The following is a 19,691-nucleotide window of genomic DNA, read 5'->3' on the forward strand; positions in this document are numbered from 1 at the left end:
TACGATGGCTGGGAGGTGGCAGCGCCCGATCCGAAGGAGCAGGAGAAATGCGGAAGACGAAGCACGCACCGTTCGTGGCGGCATGCGCCGCCGGGTTGCTGCTCCTGGCCGGCTGCACCGACGAGGTGGGACCGGAGACCGGGGAGGATGAGGCCACGGAGCCGAGCCCGGCCGAGGAGACCGAGCCGGAGGAAGCCGACGGCACTGCTGAACCCAACGAGGCCGATATCGAGTATGCCGCGAACATGATCCTTCACCATGAGCAGGCCGTGGAGATGTCCGAGATCCTCCTGGCCAAGGACGATGTCGAGCCCGAGGTGGCTTCGCTCGCCGAGGCCATCCAGGACGCTCAGGGACCCGAGATCGCGCAGATGGAGGCCTGGCTCGAGGACTGGGGCTACGGTCCCGATGAGGACGGCAGCCTGCACCACGGCGAGCACGACGATCACAGCGCGGCGGGCCACCAGGGCATGCTGGGAGACGAAGAGATCGAACAGCTCACCGAGGCGAGCGGCCCGGAAGCCTCCCGGCTCTTCCTGCAGCAGATGATCATCCACCACCAGGGCGCCGTGCTCATGGCCGAAGAACACCTCGAGAACGGCCAGCACCCCGAGGCGCTCGCGCTGTCCGAGGACGTCGTCTCCGACCAGAGCGCCGAGATCGAGGAGATGCAGGAACTGCTCGAGCAGCTGCAGTGACGCCCTACCCGGGATCTACCCGAGGCCGCGCGCTCCGACGTACTGGTAGACGATGAGGAAGGCGCCCGCCATGGCTGCGGATCCGGCGACCGCAAGGATCGCCGGGCCGGCACCGCGAATCCTGCGCACGAGCATCACCGCGAGCAGGATCACGGCGATGGCCACGACCGCCCACCAATAGCCGGGTTCGGTGGTCTCGTGGACCACGGTGAGGCCGAAGAGCCCGTCGCCGAGTCCGATACCGGCGAGCACGCCGGTACCCGCGGCGGCGCGGAAGCCTCTGGCCCGCAACCATGAGGTCGCTGCGCCCACCGCGGGGCCTGCGATGACACCGATCATCGAGAACAGCAGCGGGTTGTAGTACAGGCCCTCCAGGCCCGCCACCACGGCGTACCCGAGGACGAGGAGCACGAAGCTGACCGCACCCAGCACCGCCGCGGCGGCCGGGCGGAACCGCGAGCCGAACACGAGCAGAGATGTGAGGAGAGTCCAACCGCTGGAGGAGTTCGCGAAGGGAACGGCGGCGTCGGGCAGGAACCCTTGTGCGTAGAACGTCAGGCCGCCGAGGACAAAACTGAGCACGGCCACGATGACCGCGCGGGGGATCATGGCAGAGCCGGAATCGATGTAGCGCGGCTCGCTGCTCGTGTTCATCGCGTGACAGTCATCCATCGTGCTACTGGAGCCCGACCGCCGCTTGCGCGGAAGGACCGGTCGCTGAGTGACCCGGGATCGCCGCCCCCGCGACGAGTCTTCTCACCAACTCGTCGTACTCGACTCCCGCGGCGCGGAACATGCGCGGAACCTGAGAGGCCGCCGTCATTCCCGGCATGGTGTTCACCTCGTTGAACACCACACCGTGATCGGTGAGGAAGAAGTCCATGCGCGCCACGCCGCGGCAGCCGAAAGCGTCGAAGAGGTCCAGGGCGGCCTGGCTTAACGCCTGCGTCTCGGCAGGTTCCAGCGCCGCCGGGACGGTGAATCGCGCGGAACCGTTGTACTTGGTCGCGGTGTCGAAGAGGCCGGAGGCGTGGATCTCGAGTGGGGGAGCGGCCCAGCGGGTGCCGTCGGCTTCGCGCAACACGGCGACGTCGATCTCCCGGCCGTGCACGACGTGCTCGACCAGCACCCCGCCGTCACTGGAGAGCTCTCCCGCCCGACGGATCGCCCCGGCCAGCTCCGCAGCGTCGGCCACCAGCGAGACACCATGACTCGAGCCTGAACTCACTGGTTTGACCACGACCTCCCGCTCGAAGGCCACGGCGTCGGCGCCCGAGACCACGAATCCGGGCGTGACCTGCACGCCGGCATCCCGCGCCATCACTTTGGACCACTGCTTATCCTTCCCCACGGCGCCGGCCGCGACTCCGGATCCGACCACGCGCACCTGCGCCAGCGCGCACAGCGCCGCCAGCACGCCGTCTTCGCCGAGAGGCCCGTGCACGCAGGGGAAGACGACGTCCGTGGCCCGCAGCTGCATGACCGCGGCGGCCAGGCTCTGTGCCGGAGTGACGCCGAGCGGATCGCCTCCGATCCACCACAGACCGTCGGTGCCGACGTCCCATCGCTCGACCTCAACGCCGGAATGCCGCAACGCCGTTGATACCGCCGTCGCCGAAGCGACGGAGACCTCGTGCTCAACGTTCTGGCCGCCACCGATCACCACCACGCGACCACTCATGCGACTGTCCTCCTGACTCGCGAGCCGATGCCCGCGAGAATGACGTGCGGGATGGTTCCCGCCCATGCGGCCCACTCCTGAACGGTCGGCGCGGCCGTGCCCGCCGGGCCGAACACCGTGGCGAGCGTGCCCCGCGGATAACTGATGGCTCCCGTGTCGATGACCATCTGGTCCATGGACACCCGCCCGACGACGCGGTGGCGGCGTCCGCCGATCTCCACCGCGGCATCAGGCGAGAGCTCGCGGGGCAGGCCGTCGACGTACCCCAACCCCAGCACGCTCAGGTGGGTCGCCGACGTCGTGACATGGGTACCGCCGTAGCCCACCCGGGTACCCGCGGGCACCTCAGCGGCATGCGTCACCGGCGCCGTCAAGCGGCCGGCGGCCCGGAGCTGGGTGGTGCTGGAGGGATCGATGCCCACCAGGCCGGCACCGATGCGTACCATCTCGAAGCGCGTTGCCGGGTCGGTGAGCGCCGCCGCTGTCGCACCCAGGTGGGTGAGAAGCGGCCATAGACCCCAGGAGACCGCCAGGCGCAGGCCGACCGCAAAGGCCTCGACCCCGGGCGCATTGCGCTCCGGATCGGCACGGTCGGCCTCGGGCAGATGCCCCATCAGACCCACGACCCGGAGGTGGCCGCCATCCTGTGCCCGGCGAGCCAGCCGCATCAGTGCCGGCCACTCCGCTCGCGGGACCCCGCCCCTGGCCATGCCGGTGTCGAGGTGGAGGTGTACGCGCACCAGGCCGGGTGCCTGATCCACCACCTGCTGCAGCTCCTCCACCAAACCCACCGCCAGATCGGTGCGGGCGCGTACGGCCTGCTCGACGTCGAGACCACCGGGATGTAGCCAGGCCAAGACCGGTGCGGTCAGACCGGCCCGGCGCAGCAGCTCGGCATCATCGAGGTCGGTCACGCCTAACCAGCTCGCACCGCCGTCCAGGGCCGCCCGCGCCACCGGCACCGTGCCGAGGCCGAACCCATTGGCCTTGACGACCGCCATCACTCGGGATCCGGTCTGGGCGCGGATGGTGCGGACGTTCGCCGTGACAGCGGCACGATCGAGGTGCAAAGTGGGCCTGGCCCCTTGTGTGCCGGAGGCGGGGCGCGGGCCGGTTGCGGCGCGTGGGCATCGCGGCAACGTCGGAACGGCGGTGGTGCCGGGCATGAGCACTCCTTGGTGCGGGGGCGAGGGAGTCTCATCCCGTCTGGGATTGACGGTACGAAAGCAGCCGGGCTCGGGCGTCGGGCTGGGGACCGGTTCTGTACTACGACCCTGGTCTGATCCCGGTATGACGTGCCTAGCCCCACCCACAGTCGCTCGGGCACCCGGGGCGGTGCCGCTCCTGCTCCGCTGGGTTCAGCCGCGCGCTGCCTGCACGTCGAGCACCCAGGTCACACCGAAGCGGTCGGTGAGCATGCCGAAGCCGGCCGACCACGCCGAGGCTGCCAAGGGCTCGATGACCTCGCCACCTTCCTGCAGAGCCTTCCACGGCCCGTCGATCTCCTCGAGGGTTTCGCCGCGGACGGAGACAAAGAACGGACGATCGGTGATGGTGGCACCCTGTTCGCGGTACGTGCTTCCGCTGAAACCTTCGGTACGGCCCGGGATGTCGTAGGCCATCAACCGGAAGCCGCTCTCGGCTTCGAGCTGACCGAAGACCAGCTTTTCGGCGTCCGGCGCCTCTGGGGGCATGCCGAGGTCACCGTAGGTGGTGGTGTGCACGTGGCCGCCGAAGGCGCTCTGGTAGAAGTCGAGCGCAGCGCGGGCCGTGCCGGGGAAGTTCACGTGCGTGGTGGCGACGAGGGCCATGGGAGCTCCTTGATCGTGTGAGTCTGGCCGGCGGATGTGCCGACGGGAACCACTCTCGGACCAGTAGCGGTCAGATTCTGACCTCGACTCACGACAGAATGGCGACCATGACCAGTCCCTCGTCGCGCATGCTCTCGTTGCTGTCGCTGCTGCAGAGCCGGCGCGACTGGCCCGGTGTGGTGCTCGCCGAGCGACTCGGCGTCACCCCGCGCACGGTCCGCCGCGATGTGGAAAAGCTGCGGGAGTTGGGCTACCGCGTGAGCGCTGTCAGGGGCCCCGACGGCGGCTACCGTCTGGAGGCGGGTTCGGAGCTGCCTCCCTTGCTCTTCGACGACGAGCAGGCCATCGCGATCGCCATTGCCCTGCACCACGCTCCGTCGAGCGGAGTGGACGTCGGGGAGGCTGCAGATCGCGCGCTGGCCACAGTTCGGCAGGTGATGCCCTCGCGCCTGCGGTACCGGGTGGACGGTATCCGCTTCAGCACCACCGGCGGCGAGGTACGGGTGGATCCTCAGGTGCTCGAGGCCGTGAGCGAGACAGTGCGTGACCGGCGCGTCCTCCGCTTCGATTACGGCACCACGACGGGGCCGGCCCGGCGCAGCGAAGCCCACGGTCTCGTCGCTCGGCGAGGCCGCTGGTACCTCGTGGGCTGGGATCTGGACCGGGAGGACTGGCGCATCTACCGGCTCGACCGCCTCACCGTGCGCTCACCGGCCGGCCCACGCTTCACTCCGCGGCCGGTGCCGACCGGCGAGGTGGGGACCTTCCTCGACGCCCGTGCCAAAGGCTCGGCCGACGGCAACCAATGGCCATGCATCGGACAGGCGGAGATCGCGCTGCCCGCGGCCGAGGTCGTCCCCTGGGTGAGCGATGGGCACGTGGATCCGATCGGTGAGCGAAGTTGCCAGGTCACCATCGGCTCGTGGTCGTGGGCCGGGCTCCTGGCCTCGATCATTCGCTTCGACGCACCGTTCCGCATCCTCGGACCACCGGAACTCGCCGAGGCCGGGCGGACGCTCGCCGGCCGGTTGGCCTCTCCCTCACCGTCTCCGTCGCAGACTGGAGCTTGACACCATGACCGCAGCGGCACCGCTCGATTCCCTGATCGTTCCGGATGCGCAGGCCTGGCAGCAGTGGTTGCTCGATCATGCCGAGAATTCGGCGGGCACGTGGCTCGTCCTCGCCAAGAAGGGCGTGACCTCGCCCACCTCACTGACCTATCAGCAGGCGCTCGAGGAATCACTGTGCGACGGCTGGATCGATGGACAGCGCCGCTCCCGGGACGGGCAGGCCTTCCTGCAACGCTTCACTCCGCGCCGTCCTTCGTCGCTCTGGTCCCAGCGCAACGTCACGATCGTCGCCCGCTTGGCCGAGCAAGGGCGGCTGCGGGAGCGGGGGCTGGCGGAGATCGAGCGGGCGCGGGCCGATGGTCGATGGGAGCGCGCCTACGCAGGCTCGGCGACGGCGGAGACACCGGCAGAGCTGCGTGCCGCGCTGGCCCAGAGCCCCGCTGCGGAGGCCGCCTTCGCCGCCCTGAGCCGCGCCGACCGCTACCAGGCGCTCCAACCCATTCTCATCGCGGCGAACGATGGCGTGCGCCAGACCAGGATCGCGGCGCTGGCGTCTCGCCTGACCCGACCGGACCAGACCTGACCCGACCTCCACCGGCCGTCGGAAGCCAGCTCCACCGGCCGCCAGCCGTCGATTGTGCTCAGCAATCGTCGTTCCCCGCGCCCCTCAGCGTGCCGATACCGACCGTCAGCGCGCACAATCGCGCAAGGGGCGCACAATCCCGGGGCGCCGGGGAGCCGGGCGCGGCCGGGAGCCGGGGCGCCGGGGTGCACGCCAGCGGTACCGCCGGCACTCAGCCCCGCGCGGTCACCTCGTAGCGGTGCCCGGCGCGGCGAAGACGATCGATGAGCACGTCCCCGATGGCGGTGGCCGGTGTGAGCGACCCGGCACGATCGGGCAGTTCCTCGTGGTCGAGAGCCAGTGCGAGCGCCGATTCCCCGAGCATGACCGTCGTGGCGGCGTATCCCGGGTCGCCCGGTCCAGCGACCACGGCGCGGTACTGCACACCGGACTCGGTGACTGCGCGCAGCTCGGTGCGGAACCAGCCGGCGGCGCGCGTGTGCTCGTCGGGCCCGGTGCCCGCCGCCGGGAGCAGCTGGTCGAGCAGCGCCTGCGCCGGCCGGAGGGCCAGCACCCCCATGCCGGCCGCCATCGCCGCGCTCAGGCCGGCAGCACGGAGTGCCCCGCGCGGGCCCCGCCCGAGGCTGACCGCTTCCCCGTACCGCAGATCCCGGCCGTAGCTCCACCCCTGCACGGCGTTGGATCGGCGTACCACGCGGGAGTTCACTGACGCCATCGGGAACGGAGCCACCCACGCTCCGTCACGCAGCCGGCTCGGCGCGGGGAAGTCGGCCGGCTGACGTACCGACGACTCCGCCTCGCGATCCGGGCTCAGGGAATGCGGGTCCGCGAGCAGCCTCCGGACGGCCGCGTCCTGGCCAGCCAGCTCCACGATCCCGCGCACCGAGGCGACCGTGCCCCCACTGATGCCACCGCGCGCACGGGCCAGTGCGAGCACCCGTGTCAACCCGCCCGCACCATCTGCCGCGGCTTGGCGGTGGAGTGCGAGTACACCCAGATCCGAGGGGATCGAGTCGTAGCCGCAGCCGTGCACGATGCGGGCACCGGTGTTGCGAGCGAGCTCATCGAACTCCATGGCCTGACGGATGAAGGGCACTTCGCCGGTGAGATCTGCATAGTGCGTTCCCGCGGCTGCACAGGCCTCGACCACCGGCAGGCCGTGTCGCAGATACGGGCCCACCGTGGTGATCAGCACCCGGGTGCTGCGCACCATCGCCCGGAGCGAGTCCGCATCGGTGCTGTCCGCCACCAACACCGGCCAGCTCTGTGCCCGGACCGGCAGTGTCGCCTGGGCAGCCTGGGCCTTCTCCCAGGATCGGGCGGCGAGGGCGATGCGTACGCCCGAGGGTGCGTGATGGGCCAGGTACTCGGCCACCAGCGCGCCCACGAAGCCCGTGACCCCGTAGATCACCAGGTCGTGCTCACGCGGCGCGGCCGAGCCGGGTGTGGTCACTGCTCGTCCGGATCGCTGGTGCGGCCGCGGGTCTCTCGCAGCACGCGCCCCCGTTCGAGGTCCTCAGCCTCCTTGGCGGCCAGCTTGTCGCTCGCCGTGGTGTCACGCTGGGGGAGCTGGATCGAGCTCTCCGCAGCGATCCCAGACTGCAGTTCGCGTGCCCGCTCCATCTCGGCGTCGATCTGCGCGCCGAACAGCAGCGCCAGGTTCATCACCCAGAGCCACAGCAGGGCGATGATCACCCCGGCGAGCGAGCCATAGACCTGGTCGTAGCTGCCGAAGTTGCTGACGTAGAAGCCCAGTCCGAGTGAGGCGATGACCGCCACCACGATCGCGATGAGCGCGCCAGGGGAGATCCACCGGATCTTCGGCTGGCGCACGTTCGGCGTGAAGTAGTACAGCAGCGCGACCACCAGCACCACCACGGCGAGCAGCACCGGCCAGCGGGCGATGCTCCAGGCGGTCACGGCGGCATCGCCCAGCCCCACAACAGACCCGATGGCCTCGGCGATGGGCCCGGAGATCACCAGCAGCACACCAGCCAGGCCCACCAGCACGAGCAGCGCCAGGGTGAGCAGGTACATGGCCGGGCGCAGCTTCCAGGCCGGGCGGCCCTCGGTCTTGCCGTAGATGGTGTTCATGGCGCGGGAGAAGCCGTTGACGTAGTTCGAGGCAGTCCACAGCGCCACAGCGAGACCGGCGATCAGACCGAAGCCCGGGGCCGGGGTGTTGGTCAGGGACTGGATGACCGGTTCCAAGGTGCCCATGGCATCTGCCGGGACCACCTCTTCAGCCATCGAGATCAGGTTGTCGGTGGTGTCTTCCTGGCCCACCAGGCTCAGCAACGAGACCAGCGCAATGGCAGCCGGGAAGATCGACAGCACCGTGTAGTAGGTCAAGCCGGCGGCCAGGTCGGTGCAGCCATTGGCGCTCATACCGCGCAGGGCCCGGCGGAAGGTGTAGCCCCAGGAGGCCTTCTTCAGGTCAGGTGGGGAGTCGGGCTTGTCCCGCTCACCGGCCTGGGTTGCCGCTCTCGACTCTTTCCGCGAGACGGGTTCCTCACGCTGCTCGTTGCTCATGGAGACCTCCTTCAGTCACCACGACTGTGGAGCCTCAGGAGCGATGCGGCAATCTGAACGGCACATTCGAAGCAGCCGACTGGTCGTGCGAAGGAAGCAGGAGGGGCGGCGTGGTGTTACACGGATCATGCATGGTGAATTCAAGGTGCCCCAAGGCAAGCTCGTGGTCGCGGACCTGGACGTCGAGGCCGGTGTGCTGGCCAGGGTGCGGCTCTCCGGAGACTTCTTCCTCGAACCGGAGGAAGCGCTGGGCCGGATGTCCGATGCGCTGGAAGGGCTCCCCGCTGACGCTCCTGCCTCGACGTACGAGGAGGCCGTGGAGCGCGCCCGCCAGAATGCGGTGATGGTCGGCTTCGACCCGCATGCGGTGGTCATCGCGGTACTGCGGGCCCTCGGTCGCAGCACCGCATGGTCCGACCACGATTTCGAGCTCCTGAACACCGGCGAACAGCATCCGGCCATGCAGATGGCCATTGACGAGGTCCTCATCCGGCAGGTGGGCCACGGGCAGCGCCCGCCCACCCTGCGTGTGTGGGAGTGGGCCTCCAACGCCGTCATCATTGGTTCCTTCCAGTCCCTGTCCAATGAGGTCGACCTCGAGGCGGCGGCCCGGCACGAGACCACCGTGGTGCGTCGCATGTCGGGTGGCGGCGCGATGTTCGTCGAGCCCGGCAACACCATCACCTACTCGCTCTACGTGCCCGGCACTCTGGTGGAGGGCATGAGCTTCGTGGAGTCCTACGCCTTCCTGGACGCCTGGGTGGTGCGCGCGCTGCGCGAGCTGGGCGTGGACGCCACCTATGTGCCCATCAATGACATCGCCTCGCCCGCCGGCAAGATCGGCGGGGCGGCCCAGAAGCGGATCACTGGCGGTGCCGTGCTGCACCATGTGACGATGTCTTACGACATGGACGCCGCGAAAATGCTCGACATCCTGCGCATCGGCCGCGAGAAGCTCTCCGACAAGGGCCACGTCAGCGCGGGCAAGCGCGTGGACCCGCTCCGCTCCCAGACCGGGCTGAGTCGCGCCGCGGTGATCGAGGCGATGCTCGCCCACTTCGAGTCGAGCTACGGGCTGCGACCGACCGCCCTCGACGAGGCGACCCACGCGGAAGCCGTTCGGCTGGCTGGGGACAAGTACGCGACCGCCGAGTGGCTGGAGCGTGTGCCGTGAGCAGCGCCGATCCCTCCACCGCCTATCTCGATCACCTGGTCGCCGAGACCGAACGCCGCACCCGGCAGGGTCCAGCAACGGGCGCCGGTGAGACGAGTGGAGCTGAGCACGCCGTTGGCGCCCCGGACGCCGCGGTGCATGCGGTCGATCACGCCGCTCAGGCGCTGGAAGCCGACCTGGCTGACATCGTGCGCACACTCCACGGTGAGCCGGAGATCGCCTTCGAGGAGCACCGCAGTGCCCGGCTGCTGGTTGATGTGCTGGCCCGCCACGGCATCTCCGCGGAACTCGGCGTCCACGGCCTACCGACCGCCTTCCGTGCTGAGATCGGGCACGGGCGGCCCGCGATCGTCATCTGCGCCGAGTACGACGCCCTGCCCGGGATCGGTCACGCCTGCGGGCACAACGTCATCGCCGCGGCGAGCGTGGGCGCCTTCCTCGCGCTGCATCGGGCCTGGGCGGAGGCTCGGCCTGAGGGCACGGTCGTCCTGCTGGGCACCCCGGCTGAGGAGGGCCGCAGCGGCAAGGAGATCCTCGCCCGCGCCGGAGCCTTCGACGACGTCGACGCCGCGATCATGGCTCATCCTTATGGCCTGGATGTCGCCGATCAGGTCTGGCTCGGCCGGCGGCTCTTGACCTGGACCTTCACCGGGCGCCCCGCCCACGCCTCCGCGCAGCCCTACATGGGGCGCAACGCCCTGGACGCTGCCTCGCTCGCCTATCAGGGCATCGGTCTGCTGCGCCAGCAGATCCCGCCGATCGACCGGATCCACGCCACGATCGTGGAGGGGGGCACCAGCCCGAACATCGTTCCCGAGCGCGCCGTGGTGCGGCTGTACGCCCGCTCGAAGTATCCCGATACGCTCCGGGACCTCTCCCGGCGCCTCGACGACGTCGCGCGCGGCGCCGCGTTGATGACCGGGACCGAGGTGGAGATCGACTGGGACGACGGTGCCCTGCCCTCGCTCCCGGTCCGCACCAACGACACCCTCACCTCACGTTGGGTGGCCGCACAGCACCGCCGAGGGCGCCGTCCGCTGCCCGCGGGTGTGCTGTCCGAGACGCTCGCCGCCTCGACTGACTTCGGCAATGTCAGCTACCGGGTTCCCGGAATCCACCCGCTCATCCAGGTCGCGGAGCCGGATGTGGCCCTGCATACGGCCGAGTTCGCGGCCGCAGCCGGCAGTCCACGTGCGCTCGAGGCCGCCGTCGACGGCGCGGCTGGGCTGGCTCTCACCGCCCTGGACTACCTGCATGATGCGGCGCTGCGCGAGGCCGTCGCCTCGGAGTTCTCCGAGCAGGGCGGTGCCATCGACGTGCCGGGGTACTTCGACTAGTTGCTGCCTTCACCGGTCTCGTTCGACTCCTCCGCCGGTTCCGATCCCGCGGCGCTCTCCTCATGTGACTCGCGCAGCTTCCGGCCACGGCTGATGTCTGCAGCATCCTTCGAGGCACGCTTGGTACTGGCTCGGGTGTCGCGCGCCGGCAACTGGATGGTTTCCTCCGCTGGAAGGCCGGAACGCAGTTGGCGGGACCGTTCGAGTTCGACATCGAGCTCGGCCCCGAAAAGCAAGGCCACGTTCATCGCCCACAGCCACAGCAGGGCCACGATCACCCCGGCCAGCGATCCGTAGATCTCGTTGAATCGCCCGACGTTGACCACGAAGGCCCCCAGGCTGAGTGAGGCGATCACCGCCAGGCCGATGGCGGTGATCGCACCCAGGGAGACCCACCGGAATCTCGGCTTCCGCACGTTCGGCGTGAAGTGGTAGAGGATCGCCACCACCGCCGCCACGACCAGGAGCAGTACGGGCCAGCGCACCAGGGTCCACACCGTCACCGCGGTGGTGCCCAGCCCGACGAGCGCGCCCAGCGACTCCGCGATCGGGCGGGAGATCACCAGCAGCACCGTGGCCAGGGCGAGGAAGACCAGGAGCACCAGCGTCAGGCCGAACATGGCCGGGCGCAGCGTCCACATGGGCCGGCCCTCCGGCACGCCGTAGATCGCATTCATCGCCCGGGAGTACGCGTGCACGTAGATCGAGGCGGTCCACAGGGCTGCGGCCAGACCCAGCGCGAGGCTCAGCCCCGGGGCTGGAGCCGTGGTGAGATTCTCGATCACCGGCGCCAGCGCGCTCATGGCCGAGGCGGGGACCACCTCCGCGGCCATCGACAGGAGGGTCTCGGTGCTCTCTTCCTGGCCCACCAGGCTGGTCAGCGCGACCACCGCGATCATGGCGGGGAAGAGCGAAAGCACCGCGTAGAAGGTGAGGGCAGCAGCGAGGTCGACGCAGCGGTCACGGCCGAACTCACGCGCCGCCCTACGGAGCGTGAAGCGCCACGGGGTCGCGTGAGCCACCTCAGTGCCCGCGCAGCCGGGTGATCTCCCGGCGCTCTCGCTTGGTGGGTCGCCCGGCGCCACGGCTGCGCTGCGGTACCCATGGCCGGTCGACCGCGGGCGGTGGTGGGGGCGACTCGTCGAACATGGCCTGCGCAGCGCGCGGAGCTCCCACCCGCTTCCGCAGCGGCTCACGCACCACCAGGATGCGGGGCCGCGGGCCGCCGGTCACCTCCACGCGGCTCCCGGCGCCCACCATCGTCGCGGGCTTCGCCCGATCGCCGTCGACCGTGACGTGCCCACCACGGCATGCCGCCTGCGCGAGGCTGCGGGTCTTGAACACGCGCACGGCCCACAGCCAGGCGTCCACACGTACAGAATCCGAGGCCATGCCTCCGAGGGTAGGTGCTGGACACCGCTAGGGTGCTCAGGCTCCCAGGATCAGATCCCGCACGGCAGCTCCAGGGCTGCGCTGGGTGTCGAGGAGCCGGCCTTGGCGGTAGCGCTCAAAGACGCGCGGGTCGATGTAGGAGCGGCGCGCAACCGCCACGGTATTCCCCAGCCGCTGCGCGCAGTACTGCACGGTCTGGCGCTCGATGGCGGTGCGCTCCCGTCTGCTGGCGGCCACGCCGGCGCGCGCCAGCGCCTCCGCGGCAAGGACGGTGCCCGTGAGCGTACGGAAGTCCTTGGCCGAGAAAGAATTGCCGGTGACCTCGCCGATGTAGGTATTGAGCATCTCCGGCGTGAGCGAGCGGTAGCGCCGTCCCTCCCGCCAGCGGAGCAGGAAGGCGCGCGGAGCTCCGACCAGTTCGCGGATCGCCTCGACCATACGCTCGTCCTCCACCGTGACGGCTTGCCGCTTGCCCGACTTCCCCGGGAAGGCCAGCGTCACGCCCGACTCGTGCTCGAGCACGTGTCGCCCCTGCAGAGTGGTCAGTCCGCGGCTGCCGGTGCGTCGCAGATGCCGGCGCGACCCCACGCGGAGCGCGGTGAGGTCGAGCAGGCGGAAGGCCACCGCGAGGACCCACTCCTGCTCATCCTTGGGCTCGTTCAGCGCACGGGTCACGCGGGCGCGAGCCCGGGGGAGGGCCGCCGCGAGGGCCAGGGCTCGGTCGTACTTGCCGCGTTCGCGCCTGGCGGTCCAATCCGGGTGGTACAGGTACTGGCGCCGTCCGGCCTCGTCGGTGCCGACCACCTGAATGTGCCCGCGCGGACTGGCGCAGATCCACACGTCGCTCCACGCCGGTGGGATCACCAGGCCATCGATCCGTGCGCGATCGGCGGGCGTGGCCGGGCGCCCGTCCTGGCAGAGGTAGCGGAACCCCGCTCCCGAGCGGACCCGCTGGAGCCCGTTGTCGCTGCCCGGGCTCACGCGTTTCAGGCGTGGCATGCGCGTGCTGGTCGTCGGTGCTGGTCGCGTCAGTCGTTGACCGGGAGATCGCTGACGGCGGGTCCTTCAAGCAGCGTTCCATCGGCGGCGAAGCGGGAGGCGTGCAGCGGGCAGTCCCAGGAACACTCCGCGTCGTTCCATCGCAGCACACCACCCAGGTGCGGGCAGACCGCCGAGACACGACGGGTCACGCCATCAACGGTGGATTCGCCGACCGGCTTGCCGCCGGAGCGCCCGACAACGCCATGCCCCTCACTCGGCGGGTAGTCCGGGAGGGCATTGAGCTCCGCGCTGGCCCAGTCCGTGCCCATGCGTGCGCCGATGTCCAGGTTGTCCATCACGCCGGAGAGCACGCCGTTCAGGGTCACCGAGCGGCGCGTCAGGGTGTCGGCCCAGGCCATCTGACCGCCAAGGATTTCTGAGCTGAGGGCCAACGCGGCCGCGACGCCATTGGTCATGCCCCACTTGTTGAAGGCGGTGGCGAGGTAGATGTTGCCGCCTCCACGCGGCAGCGCGCCGATGTAGGGCACGTGATCGGCGGCGCGGTAGTCCTGCGCGGACCAGCTGTGGGTGCGTGCGGCGCCGGGGAAGTGGCGGCGAGTCCAGGCCTCGAGGTCGAGCACGGCACCGCGTGGCGAATTGGCCCGGCCCACCATGTGCCCGTTGCCGCCCACGAGGAGGTACTCCTCGCCGTCCACCGGTGCTGTGCGGAGGCTACGGCCCGGTGCGTCCGCGCTCAGGTACATACCCTGCGGGGCGGCGTGAGCGGAACCGGTCTCGGCCGGCATCCGGAAGGCGAGTGCGTAGGAGCGGTGGCCGGTGAGCCTGGCGAAGTACCCGCCACGGTCGAGCACCGGCACGCCGGTGGCGAGCACCAGCTGCTCGGTCCGCAGACTTCCCCCGGTGGTGTGCACCGACAGCGGGGAACCGGACTTCGCGTCGAGGAGTCGCACGCCCTCGTAGATCACGCCGCCGCGCTCGTGCAGTTCGCCGGCCAGAGCGCCGAGGACCTCCAGGGGATGCACCTGGATCTGCTCGTCCAGGCTCAGGGCACCGGAGACCGGGTAGGGGAGCTCGGTGGTGTCCTGCCAGGTGACCGGGAGTTCGGCCGTGTGGCAGGCCGCAGCTTCCTTCTCGAGCGCGGCGGCCCCCTCCGCGGTGGTGGCGTAGGTCCAGGCCGATCGGCGCTGATAGCCGACGTCCCGCTCATCGAGGTACTGCGCTAACCAGGCCTGCCCGTCGCGATTGGCCGTTACGTAGGCCTGGAGGACCTCGGTGCTCTGATGCTCAGCAATGCCGGAGAGCGTGGTGCCCTGGAGGAGGGAGACCTTGGCCGTGGTGTTGCCGGTGGCGACGGCGCCGACGCTGCGTGCCTCCAGCACAGCGACCTTCTTGCCGGCGCGCGCCAGCAGCACGGCCGTGGTCAGGCCCGTCAGGCCGCCACCTGCCACCACGACGTCGTAGTGGGAGCCGGGCAGTGGCACCGCGGGGGCGGGGATGTCCAGCGGGTGGGAGTCGAACCAGAGGGAACGCATGGTTGTGGCCATAGACGCATCCTCACCCGGGTGAGCGGTCTCCGCAGGTCGAGGGCACCCGGGATAAGGCTCAGGTGGCGTTCCACAACTCCCGGTAGTAGGCGAGCCGTTCGCGGTCCGGCTCCACGCCGTAGGCCTCGATGAGCGCATCGTCCCAGCCGGGCCCGTAGTTCCAGGTGGTGCTCATTGACGCCACGGCGATGTCGCCCCACCGGTCACCAGTGCCGAGCTGCCCGAGGTCGACGTGCGCGAGCCAGCGTCCGCCCGCACCGAGCAGGGTGTTCGGACAGCACGCGTCCGCGTGGCACACCACGCGCTGGTCGATGGGCGGCGCCTGCCGCAGATGCTCGGGCACGGCGTGGCCGCGAGAGGTGGCGTTCACGATCCGGTCGGTGACCTCCCAGCGCCATGGGCACTCCTCGACCGGCAGGGCGTCATGGAGGGCGCGGAGCGCCTGCCCGACGGCGCGCACCGCCACGGCGGGCTGTTCGCGCCATCGCGGCGCCACGGCGGACTCACCGGGAAGGGCGGCGGTGATCAGCCACTCCCAGGTGGCGTCACTGCCGTGCTCGAGCACCTGAGGAACTGCGATCCACTGCGCGGCCCACCGCATGCGCGCCGCTTCGGCAGCAAAGGAGGTCTCCGCGTGGTGTGGTCCGCACTTGATGACCACCGCGCCGCTGGCGCGTTCGGCACGGAAGGTCACGCCGCCGAGCTGATTGCGCCACAGCAACGTCAGGGGCGCGCCGTCCGCCAGCTCGAGCACCCGCTCCGGGGCAGTCACAGGCGTGTCGAGGTCATCGGGGTGCATGGGGCCCATTCTGCCGGGCCCGCTGTGCACGGACCCGCTGCGCACGGCCCCGGGGTGTTGGCCCCGGGGCCGTCTCGCGGGCCAGCCCAGCACGCTCAGTGGGCGAGTCCGGCGGTCTCTCCGCCGTCGGCAATGAACTCGCCACCGGTGGAGAAGGTGGATTCGTCGCTGGCCAGGAAGACCACGAGGTGGGCGATCTCCTGGGGCAGGCCCAGGCGCTTGAGTGCCACATGGGTCTGGGCGAGCTCGAGGCCCTCGGTCATGGGGGTCTTGATGGCGCCTGGGTGCACGGAGTTCACCCTGATGTTCGCCGGTCCGAGGTCGAGGGCCATGGACTTGGTCATGCCACGCAGTCCCCACTTCGAGGCCACGTACCCGGAGACTGCCTCGTATCCCTGCAGCCCTGCGGTGGAGGAGATGTTGATGATCGACGCGTTCTTCTCCGAGGTCTTCAGCAGCGGCAGCGCAGTCTTGATGCCGACGAAGGGCGCTGGCGGAAAGCGTGATCGCCAGAGAGGTTAGGCCTGGTCCTTGTAGACGCTCAGGAATCGCTGCGCCTCGGTGGAGGTCAACGGAGAGTGCTCGGCCAGCAGGTCTGCTGCCTCATCGACGTGGTTGTCGCGCAACATGGCGTAGAGCTGGTCGTGCAGCCACGTTTCGAGGTCATCGTGGGAGAGGGTGATGGTTTCCTCGCCTCGGCGCACCTCGAGGTGGAAGCCGGGCATGCTGCCACCGGCGCGATCCCAGCCCTCGGGGATGGTGAGTTCGGAGAGGTCATCAGGGGCACTCAGTTCCGGATGCCCGAGACCGGCATCAGCCGGGGTGTTGCTGGCGGCCCCCGCAGGAGGGAGGAACGTGTCGCCCACGCCTGCCTGGACCTCGCGGCCCTGGTCGTCCACACCGTCACTGTGACTCACGCGCGCCGGCCCGAGGAGGCCGTCATGGCCCGGCTCGGCCGTGCGCTCGGCACCGGAATGGCCGGTGGCGCGCCTGATCCAGACGGCGATCACGCGCACCACGGCAGCCGAGAGGGCTACCACGAGCGCGAGCATCAGGACCAGATCCATTCCATCAGGCTAGGCCAGATCTGCCCCCGATGGGGAGTCCCGGCCTCCGGACGTGCGCGGCTCGTCTCGCGCCCGTACGACACAATCAGCATCTCCGGCGATCACGAAGCCTCCTGAAGGCCGGTCAGCTCAGAGAATCTGCCCCATGCGGCTGAGAGGTGGTAGCAGGTGGCAGCGGTCCTCTCCGGATTCACGATCATCTGGATCGTGATTGCCGTCGGCTTTCTGCTCGCCCGGTTCCGGCTGGTTCCAGCAGATGCCCAGCGTGTGATGGGACTGCTCGTCTACTACGTGGGCCTGCCCAGCATGCTCTTCGTGACGGTCTCCGCTGCGGACCTGGGCGACGTACTGGGCGTGCAGTTCGTCATTGCAGCGCTCAGCGCCTTCGCCACGTTGGCCATCTTTCTGATCGTGGCTCGCTTTCTGCTTCGCGGTCGCAGTGCTTCCGAGCTCTTCGTAGGGGGCGTCAGCTCATCGCTGGTCAACTCCGCCAATCTCGGGTTCCCGATCGCGGCCTACGTCATCGGTGACCTGACCTTCGCTGCCCCGGTGCTGATGTTTCAGCTGCTGCTCTACATGCCGGTGCAGGCCTCCATACTGGACCAACTCGGGCGCCAGGACGCCGGCCCGCGCGGCCGCTCCCTGCTGCGAGGGCTGCGCCAGTCCGCAGTCAATCCGATGATCCTCGGCTCACTGGTCGGGCTGGCCTTCGCCTGGCAGGGCTGGTCACTTCCTGAGCCGGCGCAGGAGTCGCTCGCGCTGATGGGCGGGATCGCCATCCCCTTGGCGCTGCTGGCCTTCGGCATCACCCTGGCCTCCTCCAGCCCGCTGTCGCGCTCGGGCGGGCGACGCCGGGACGTCCTGCTTGCTTCGGTGCTCAAACTCGGCGTCCATCCCGCCCTGGCGTACCTGCTGGCGGCCTTCGGTTTCGGGCTCGACGGCGTGGGACTCCTGGCCGCCGTAGTCATGGCTTCCCTGCCCGCGGCACAGAACGCGCTGGTCCTGGCGCTGCGCTATGACCGCGGCGTGGTAGTGGCTCGCGACACCGTGCTCGTCAGCACCTTGATCGGGGTTCCGGCCATGGCACTGGTCGCTGTGCTGCTCGCGTAGGGCACTGAGCATTCGCGTGCCCCGGCGGTCTCACGGCCGGGTGAGGACTGTGGCGAGTTCCGGAATGCGAGCCACGAACGTGTCGACGAGCTCGGCGGCCAGGTTCACCGAGTCCACCAGCGGGTGGAAGGCGAACGCCCGCACCGCTGCCTCGCGTGAGCCCGCGCCGTGCGGACCTCTCGCTGAGGCGCGGAGCTAGCCCGTGCGGACTAACGCAGCCTGAACCTCGGTGCGCAGCCGGGTGAACTCCGGATCGGCGCGAGTGGTCAGCTGGCTGCGAGGCTGTGGCAGGCCCACGTGGAGATCATCGATCACGCGTGCGGGCCGGGGGGAGAGGACCAGGACCCGGTCGGCGAGGTAGACCGCCTCGTCGACATCGTGCGTCACGGTCAGCAGGCTCAAACCCAGCTGCCGGCGCAGGTCGAGGACGAGGTCCTGCAGGTCGGCGCGGGTCTGGGCGTCGACCGCGGCGAAGGGCTCGTCCAGCAGCAGCAGGTGCGGCCCGGCGACGATGGCTCGCGCCAGCGCCACCCGCTGTTGCATCCCTCCGGACAACTCCCAGGGATAGGCGTGTGCCACTCGATCGATGTCGTCGAGGCCCACCATGCGCAGTGCCTGGGTGGCACGCCGCTGCCGTTCTGCCCGCGGGACACCCTGTTCCCGTAGGGGCAGGCCCACGTTGCGCTGCACGTTCAGCCAGGGGAAGAGCGAACGGGCGTAGTCTTGGAAGACCACCGCAACTCCCTCGGGAGGGCCAGTGACCGGCGTGCCCCGATACCTCACTTCGCCGCTGCTGGGTGCGCTCAGGCCGGCGAGCACGCGGAGCAGGGTCGACTTACCGGCACCGGACGGCCCCACCACGGCGACCGACTCACCGGCCGCGACGGCGAGGTCCAGCCCGGCGAGCACCTCGACGTCCTCTGCTGGCCGCGAGCCTCCGCCTCGGCGACTCGAGGCACGGGAGCTGAAGGACTTGCGTAAGCCGGTGGCGGCGAGCAGTGCGGTCACGGGGCCACCCCTGGCCGCTGCGGTTCCCTGGGGTGCTGCGCGCGGTGCCAGCGCAGCACACGAGACTCGATCAGGGCCAGGAGCCCGGTGAGGACCATTCCGAGCAGGCCGAGCAGCAGGATGCCGGTCCACATCTCCGTGAGCGCGAAGGTGCGCTGGAAGACCACCACGGCGTGGCCGATGCCGTCGCGGGCGGCGAACATCTCGGAGATCACCATCACAATGATGCCGATCGAGAGCGCCTGGCGGATTCCCGTCATCACCTGAGGGGCAGCGCCGGGCAGGATCAGGGTGGTGAGTCGTCGGCGTCCGCTCAGCCGCAGCGCCCGGGCAGTCTCCTTCCATCCCGGCTCCAGGCCCGACACACCCATGACCGTGTTCAGCAGCACGGGCCAGAGGCAGGCGAGCGCGATGACCCCGATGCGCATGGTGTCTCCCAGGCCGAGGACGAGCATCAGTGCCGGCACCAGCACCGGCGGCGGCACGGCGCGGGCGAACTCCAGGAGCGGAGCGCTCACCGTTCGCGCGAGCTGGGACTGACCGAGGAGCACGCCACCGGCCACACCGGCCACGATCGCCACAGACAGGCCGACACCCAGGCGCAGCAGGGAGGGCAGGACGTCGGAAAGCACCCGATGCTCCCAGGTGGGCCGGAAGGCGTCATAGATCTCGCTCAGCGGAGGGAAGTAGGGATGCGTGCTCCCCGCCGAGGCGAACCACCACAGCCCCACGAGCGCCGCCGGGAGCGCGAGCAGCAGGACCAGTGACCGCAGCCCCCGCAGCACCGCCGTCGCCACGCTCACCCGGCCCCGGACCCGGACCCGGACCCGGACCCGGCCCCGACGCTCTCCCACCCCACCCCCACCCCGTTTGTGCTCACTCG

At 69.9% G+C, this 19,691-nt stretch carries 20 protein-coding genes and 1 pseudogene; 6 read left to right on the top strand and 15 right to left on the bottom strand.

What is annotated here, in order from left to right; genetic code table 11:
* Positions 1 to 47 precede the first annotated feature (47 nt).
* Entirely contained in the window at positions 48 to 698 is a 651-nt protein-coding gene (locus EDD31_RS13875) for a DUF305 domain-containing protein (protein ID WP_123304669.1), read from the top strand.
* Between the two features lie 15 nt (positions 699 to 713).
* Here EDD31_RS13875 and EDD31_RS13880 read toward each other — a convergent pair whose 3' ends face one another.
* The 4 genes from EDD31_RS13880 to EDD31_RS13895 form a co-directional block, all read right to left on the bottom strand.
* A complete protein-coding gene (locus EDD31_RS13880; protein ID WP_245991232.1) occupies positions 714 to 1,352 on the bottom strand; it encodes a DUF6518 family protein in 639 nt (212 codons plus the stop codon).
* A 22-nt stretch (positions 1,353 to 1,374) separates the two neighbouring features.
* Positions 1,375 to 2,379 (bottom strand): D-alanine--D-alanine ligase family protein, encoded by a 1,005-nt coding sequence (locus EDD31_RS13885; RefSeq protein ID WP_123304670.1) that lies wholly within the window; start codon positions 2,377 to 2,379, stop codon positions 1,375 to 1,377.
* Positions 2,376 to 3,545: an alanine racemase gene (gene alr / locus EDD31_RS13890; protein ID WP_123304671.1), complete on the bottom strand. Its 1,170-nt coding sequence runs from the start codon at positions 3,543 to 3,545 to the stop codon at positions 2,376 to 2,378. Before alr ends, EDD31_RS13885 begins: the two co-directional genes overlap by 4 nt.
* A gap of 192 nt (positions 3,546 to 3,737) precedes the next feature.
* Positions 3,738 to 4,190, bottom strand: coding sequence for a VOC family protein (locus tag EDD31_RS13895; protein WP_123304672.1), 453 nt, complete (start codon positions 4,188 to 4,190; stop codon positions 3,738 to 3,740).
* A 107-nt stretch (positions 4,191 to 4,297) separates the two neighbouring features.
* Here EDD31_RS13895 and EDD31_RS13900 point away from each other — a divergent pair, with 107 nt between their 5' ends.
* The gene (locus tag EDD31_RS13900; RefSeq protein WP_123305585.1) at positions 4,298 to 5,260 is read left to right on the top strand and encodes a helix-turn-helix transcriptional regulator; all 963 of its coding nucleotides are present in this window, start codon (positions 4,298 to 4,300) and stop codon (positions 5,258 to 5,260) included.
* Positions 5,261 to 5,264: 4 nt separating this feature from the next.
* Positions 5,265 to 5,843: a YdeI/OmpD-associated family protein gene (locus EDD31_RS13905; RefSeq protein ID WP_123304673.1), complete on the top strand. Its 579-nt coding sequence runs from the start codon at positions 5,265 to 5,267 to the stop codon at positions 5,841 to 5,843.
* 211 nt (positions 5,844 to 6,054) lie between these two features.
* Here EDD31_RS13905 and EDD31_RS13910 read toward each other — a convergent pair whose 3' ends face one another.
* Entirely contained in the window at positions 6,055 to 7,296 is a 1,242-nt protein-coding gene (locus EDD31_RS13910) for a saccharopine dehydrogenase family protein (protein ID WP_123304674.1), read from the bottom strand.
* A complete protein-coding gene (locus EDD31_RS13915) occupies positions 7,293 to 8,375 on the bottom strand; it encodes a YihY/virulence factor BrkB family protein (RefSeq protein ID WP_123304675.1) in 1,083 nt (360 codons plus the stop codon). The genes EDD31_RS13910 and EDD31_RS13915 overlap by 4 nt, the downstream gene beginning before the upstream one ends.
* A 127-nt stretch (positions 8,376 to 8,502) precedes the next feature.
* Here EDD31_RS13915 and lplB point away from each other — a divergent pair, with 127 nt between their 5' ends.
* Positions 8,503 to 9,549, top strand: a complete 1,047-nt coding sequence (gene lplB, locus EDD31_RS13920) for a lipoate-protein ligase small subunit (RefSeq protein ID WP_123304676.1) — start codon at positions 8,503 to 8,505, stop codon at positions 9,547 to 9,549.
* Positions 9,546 to 10,886, top strand: coding sequence for a M20 family metallopeptidase (locus EDD31_RS13925; RefSeq protein WP_123304677.1), 1,341 nt, complete (start codon positions 9,546 to 9,548; stop codon positions 10,884 to 10,886). The genes lplB and EDD31_RS13925 overlap by 4 nt, the downstream gene beginning before the upstream one ends.
* On the opposite strand, the gene EDD31_RS13930 is transcribed toward EDD31_RS13925, so the two are convergent.
* The 7 genes and pseudogenes from EDD31_RS13930 to EDD31_RS13960 all read right to left on the bottom strand — a co-directional run bounded on the left by EDD31_RS13930 (position 10,883) and on the right by EDD31_RS13960 (position 16,690).
* Positions 10,883 to 11,908 carry a YihY/virulence factor BrkB family protein gene (locus EDD31_RS13930; RefSeq protein WP_170163312.1) on the bottom strand — a complete coding sequence of 342 codons (1,026 nt, stop codon included), beginning with the start codon at positions 11,906 to 11,908 and terminating at the stop codon, positions 10,883 to 10,885. The genes EDD31_RS13925 and EDD31_RS13930 overlap by 4 nt on opposite strands.
* Position 11,909: 1 nt before the next feature.
* Positions 11,910 to 12,278 (bottom strand): RNA-binding S4 domain-containing protein, encoded by a 369-nt coding sequence (locus EDD31_RS13935; RefSeq protein ID WP_123304679.1) that lies wholly within the window; start codon positions 12,276 to 12,278, stop codon positions 11,910 to 11,912.
* A gap of 36 nt (positions 12,279 to 12,314) precedes the next feature.
* Entirely contained in the window at positions 12,315 to 13,277 is a 963-nt protein-coding gene (locus EDD31_RS13940; protein ID WP_123304680.1) for a DNA topoisomerase IB, read from the bottom strand.
* 29 nt (positions 13,278 to 13,306) lie between these two features.
* Entirely contained in the window at positions 13,307 to 14,824 is a 1,518-nt protein-coding gene (locus tag EDD31_RS13945; RefSeq protein ID WP_123304681.1) for an FAD-dependent oxidoreductase, read from the bottom strand.
* Between the two features lie 58 nt (positions 14,825 to 14,882).
* The gene (locus tag EDD31_RS13950) at positions 14,883 to 15,623 is read right to left on the bottom strand and encodes an aminoglycoside 3'-phosphotransferase (RefSeq protein WP_123304682.1); all 741 of its coding nucleotides are present in this window, start codon (positions 15,621 to 15,623) and stop codon (positions 14,883 to 14,885) included.
* 95 nt (positions 15,624 to 15,718) lie between these two features.
* A pseudogene (locus EDD31_RS13955) lies at positions 15,719 to 16,102 on the bottom strand (SDR family oxidoreductase); the annotation flags it as partial.
* 39 nt (positions 16,103 to 16,141) lie between these two features.
* Positions 16,142 to 16,690 (bottom strand): hypothetical protein, encoded by a 549-nt coding sequence (locus tag EDD31_RS13960; RefSeq protein ID WP_123304684.1) that lies wholly within the window; start codon positions 16,688 to 16,690, stop codon positions 16,142 to 16,144.
* A 168-nt stretch (positions 16,691 to 16,858) separates the two neighbouring features.
* Here EDD31_RS13960 and EDD31_RS13965 point away from each other — a divergent pair, with 168 nt between their 5' ends.
* Positions 16,859 to 17,800, top strand: coding sequence for an AEC family transporter (locus EDD31_RS13965; protein WP_123304685.1), 942 nt, complete (start codon positions 16,859 to 16,861; stop codon positions 17,798 to 17,800).
* 195 nt (positions 17,801 to 17,995) lie between these two features.
* Here the strand turns inward: EDD31_RS13965 and EDD31_RS13970 are convergent, their stop codons facing one another.
* Positions 17,996 to 18,808: an ABC transporter ATP-binding protein gene (locus EDD31_RS13970; protein WP_123304686.1), complete on the bottom strand. Its 813-nt coding sequence runs from the start codon at positions 18,806 to 18,808 to the stop codon at positions 17,996 to 17,998.
* A complete protein-coding gene (locus EDD31_RS13975; protein WP_211336130.1) occupies positions 18,805 to 19,662 on the bottom strand; it encodes an ABC transporter permease in 858 nt (285 codons plus the stop codon). Before EDD31_RS13975 ends, EDD31_RS13970 begins: the two co-directional genes overlap by 4 nt.
* Between the last annotated feature and the right edge of the window lie 29 nt (positions 19,663 to 19,691).

The sequence above is a fragment of the Bogoriella caseilytica genome, assembly GCF_003752405.1.
Taxonomy (GTDB): Bacteria; Actinomycetota; Actinomycetes; order Actinomycetales; family Actinomycetaceae; genus Allobogoriella; species Allobogoriella caseilytica.